Raw genomic sequence first — 3646 nt, 5'->3', positions numbered from 1 at the left:
GCCTGTCCCGGCCGCCCGGTCGGGGGCTGGGCGCCGGCGCTCGCTGCCGTGCCGCTCATCCTCGCGGCGGCCGCGGCGGCCGAGCTCCGCGCGCTGCCGGCCCCGGCTTGGGGGCCGGCGCTGAGCGGCGGGAGCAGCGGCCAGTGCCTCGCCCTCGTCACGCTGATGGGCCTGCCGCTTCTCGCCGGGGCGCTCTGGGCGCTGAGCGCCGGGGCGAGCGAGCGGCCGGCGCTCAGCGGCGCGCTGGCCGGGCTCGTCGCCGGGGGGGCGGCGGCCGGTGTCTATTCGCTCCACTGCACCGAGGACAGCCCGCTCTTCTACGGCGTCTGGTACGTGCTCGCGATCCTCGCGGTCGCCGCGGTCGGGGCGCTCGCCGGCGCCCGGGTGCTGCGCTGGTAGGCGTCAGTCCTCGAGGATGAAGGTGACCTTGAGGTTCACCCGGTACTCCGAGATCGCGCCGCTGCGCACGACGACCTTCTGCTCCTGGACCCATGCCCCCTCGACGTTCTTCAGCGTCTTGACGGCGCGGGCGATGCCGGCCTGGAGCGCGTCCTCGAAGCTCGTGGGTGAGGAGGCGCTGATTTCCGTGATCCTTGCGACACTCATGGCTCTCTCCCTTGACCGCCCGGAACCGGGCAGCGGAAGTGTAAGGGAAGAGCGCGGCGGATGCACCGCCGGCAGGAGGAAAAGATGGACCGGCTCGACGCGGTCGCGCCTTCGCTCGCCGATTTCGAGCGGATGATGCGGGAGGCCTTCGGCGGGCTGCCGGCCGGGGTGCGGCAGGCCTGCGCCGAGCTCCTGCTCCGGATCGAGGATTTCCCGCCCGACGAGGTGCTCGACGACCTCGGGATCGAGGACCCCTACGAGCTCACCGGCCTCTACGACGGGGTCTCGCTCACCGAACGCTCGGTTATGACGCAGGCCGAGCGGCCTGACACGGTCTGGCTCTACCGCCGGCCGATCCTCGAGGAGTGGATCGACCGGGGGGACGTGGAGCTCGACCGGCTGGTGAGCCATGTCCTCGTCCACGAGATCGCCCATCATCTCGGCTGGTCCGACGACGACATCCGCACCGTGGACGACTGGACCGAGTAACATGGATTTCGCGCGCGAAACCTAGATGAAGTCATTGATGCAGATAGATAATTTTTTTCGCTTTAACCTGGCGTTAGGAATCCGGCCCTCAGGCGGGCCGGCGGAGGGGCGAAAAGCCGTTGTCCCCGCCGGGCCGCCTTCCTAAGTTCGGGCCGCTCCGCGGCCGCCGGCCGGGCGGGGCCAGGGAACAGCACGGGCGGGCAGCCCGGGGAGGCCGAGGGTGAAGCAGTCCGCGGGGATCTGGGTGGCGATGGCGCTGGCGCCGGTCGCCGGGTTCGCCCAGGAGCAGGTCCTGACCAAGGAGTACGACAACGGCGGGGTCTACCAGGGCACCTTCGTCGACGGCCGCCAGCACGGCCACGGCACCTATCGCCTGCCGAGCGGCTATGTCTACACCGGCGCCTGGGTCGAGGGCCGCATCGAGGGCGAGGGCAAGGCCACCTTCCCGAACGGCTCGGTCTACGAGGGGCATTTCCTCGCCGGCCAGCCGGACGGCAAGGGGAGAATCACCTATCCCGACGGCGGCAGCTACGAGGGCGACTGGAAGGCGGGGCGCATCGAGGGCGCGGGCGTCGCCACCTATCCGAACGGCGCCCGCTACGAGGGGAGCTTCGTCGCCGGCAAGCAGAGCGGCAAGGGCACGCTGACCGAGCCGGGCGGGTCGACCTACACCGGCGACTGGGTCGACGGCGTGAAGGAGGGGAAGGGGAAGATCACCTACCCCGACGGCTCGGTCTACGAGGGCGACATGGTGGCCGGCCAGCCCGAGGGGCGCGGCAGGCTCGCGACCGCCGACGGCACAACCTACGAGGGCGGCTGGAAGGCCGGCAAGTTCGAGGGCGACGGCGTGCTGGTGCAGGCGAACGGCGACCGCTACGAGGGCGCCTTCGTCGCCGGCCGGCGCGAGGGGCTCGGGCGGGTGACGACGGCGGCGGGCGACGTCTACGACGGCGGCTTCGTCGCCGACCAGCGCAGTGGCGCCGGCACGCTGACCGCCAAGGACGGCTTCCGCTATTCGGGCGGCTGGGCCGAGGGGCGTTTCGAGGGCGAGGGCAAGGCGACCTATCCCGACGGCTCGGTCTACGAGGGCAGCTTCAAGGCCGGGCTGCCGGACGGGCGCGGCAGGATCGTCTATGCCGACGGGCGCAGCTTCGAGGGCGACTGGGTGGCCGGCGCCATCTCCGGCCAGGGCATCGCCCGCTACGCCGACGGGCTGACCTACGAGGGCAGCTTCCGCGAGGGGAGGAACGACGGCGAGGGCAAGCTCGTCTCGCCCGACGGCTATTCCTACGAGGGCGGCTGGGCGCAGGGGCAGCGCCACGGCAAGGGCGCCGCGGTCTACGCCGACGGCACCCGCTACGAGGGCGACTTCGAGCAGGGCCAGCGCAGCGGCCAGGGCCGGATGCAGATGCCGGACGGCAGCGTCTTCGAGGGCAGCTGGAAGGACGGGCTGCTGAACGGCGCCGGCAAGGCGAGCTACGCCGACGGCTCGGTCTACGAGGGCGAGTTCGTCGACGGGCGCCGGCAGGGCCAGGGCAGGATCCGCCTGAAGGACGGCCGCGAGTTCGAGGGCCGCTGGGAGAACGGCCAGCTCGCCGACAGCGAGGCGGTGCTGCCCGGCGAGGTGCCCGAGGGCGAGGCGACGCCGGAGGAGCCCGCCCCGCCCGCGGCTCAGCCGGCCGAGCCGGCCGAGCCGGCGAACGGATCCTCGGGGTAGCGCGCGGCGACGAGCGTCAGCCCCTCGGGCGGCGCCACCGGGCCGCAGGCGCTGCGCTCGCGCGCGGCGAGCGCCGCGCCGACCCGCGCCGCCGGCCAGGCCTCGGCCCCCACCCGCTCGAGCGTGCCGACGATGCCGCGCACCTGGTTGTGCAGGAAGGAGCGGGCGCGCAGGCGGAAGCGGTATTCGCGGCCGGCGACGGCGGGGCCCTCCTCGATCGAGAGCTCGTCGAGCGTGCGCAGCGGGCTCTTCGCCTGGCAGGTCGAGGAGCGGAAGGTGGTGAAGTCGTGGTGGCCGACCAGCGCCGCCGCCGCCGCGCGCATCGCCGCGACGTCGAGCGCATGGCCGATCCGCCAGGCGAAGCCGCGGTCGCGCACCAAGGGCGCCCGCCGGGCGACGATGCGGTAGAGATATTCCCGCTCGATCGCGTCGAAGCGGGCGTGGAACCCCGCCGCCACCTCGGCCACGGCCGTCACCGCCACCGGCGCCGGGCGCAGGTGCGCGTTGATCGCCGCCGCCAGCCGGCCCGGCGCCCAGGCGCGGGCGAGATCGACGTGGGCGACCTGGCCGATCGCGTGCGTACGCGCGAAGAGCTGCCAGGGGTCTTCCTGGGTGGCCTTGAGCGAGAGCGAGGCGACGTCCGAGCCGTAGTCGGGCTCGGTGATGGCGATGCCGCACAGCGGGTCGCCCTGGGCGATGCGCGGCAGCCAGCGGCGCTTCTGCTCCTCGGTGCCGCCGGCCAGCAGTGCGCGGGCCAGGATCTCGGGGCGGGTGATCAGGCTGCCGGCCGCGGCCAGCGAGGCTTCGGACAGCGCTTCGGTGACGGCGATCATC

Annotated in this window: 5 protein-coding genes; 3 read left to right on the top strand and 2 right to left on the bottom strand. The window is 73.3% G+C overall.

Annotation, left to right across the window (positions count from 1 at the left end; all coding sequences use genetic code 11):
* Positions 1–399 (top strand): NrsF family protein (locus Q0112_RS00635; RefSeq protein WP_297970167.1); only part of this gene is annotated, 399 nt, incomplete at its 5' end.
* A 3-nt stretch (positions 400–402) separates the two neighbouring features.
* Here Q0112_RS00635 and Q0112_RS00630 read toward each other — a convergent pair.
* A complete protein-coding gene (locus Q0112_RS00630; RefSeq protein ID WP_297970166.1) occupies positions 403–606 on the bottom strand; it encodes a dodecin family protein in 204 nt (67 codons plus the stop codon).
* 132 nt (positions 607–738) lie between these two features.
* Between Q0112_RS00630 and Q0112_RS00625 the strand changes: the two genes are divergently transcribed.
* Together Q0112_RS00625 and Q0112_RS00620 are read left to right on the top strand one after the other, a co-directional pair.
* On the top strand, positions 739–1095 hold the full coding sequence (locus Q0112_RS00625; RefSeq protein ID WP_297970169.1) for a metallopeptidase family protein: 357 nt from the start codon (positions 739–741) through the stop codon (positions 1093–1095).
* A 220-nt stretch (positions 1096–1315) separates the two neighbouring features.
* Positions 1316–2812 (top strand): 2-isopropylmalate synthase, encoded by a 1497-nt coding sequence (locus Q0112_RS00620; RefSeq protein WP_297970165.1) that lies wholly within the window; start codon positions 1316–1318, stop codon positions 2810–2812.
* Here the strand turns inward: Q0112_RS00620 and Q0112_RS00615 are convergent.
* The gene (locus Q0112_RS00615; RefSeq protein ID WP_297970164.1) at positions 2767–3645 is read right to left on the bottom strand and encodes an acyl-CoA dehydrogenase family protein; all 879 of its coding nucleotides are present in this window, start codon (positions 3643–3645) and stop codon (positions 2767–2769) included. The genes Q0112_RS00620 and Q0112_RS00615 overlap by 46 nt on opposite strands.
* Position 3646 lies beyond the last annotated feature (1 nt).

Origin of the sequence: uncultured Amaricoccus sp. (assembly GCF_937858865.1) — a bacterium.
GTDB lineage: Bacteria > Pseudomonadota > Alphaproteobacteria > Rhodobacterales > Rhodobacteraceae > Amaricoccus.
The sequence above is the reverse complement of the archived record's forward strand: the minus strand, read 5'-3'. Positions and strand labels throughout refer to the sequence as shown.

Coding starts and splice junctions, on each gene's coding strand:
- Q0112_RS00615 (WP_297970164.1), bottom strand. CDS start 3,645: ATGATCGCCGTCACCGAAGCGCTGTCCGAAGCCTCGCTGGCCGCGGCC.
- Q0112_RS00630 (WP_297970166.1), bottom strand. CDS start 606: ATGAGTGTCGCAAGGATCACGGAAATCAGCGCCTCCTCACCCACGAGC.
- Q0112_RS00625 (WP_297970169.1), top strand. CDS start 739: ATGATGCGGGAGGCCTTCGGCGGGCTGCCGGCCGGGGTGCGGCAGGCC.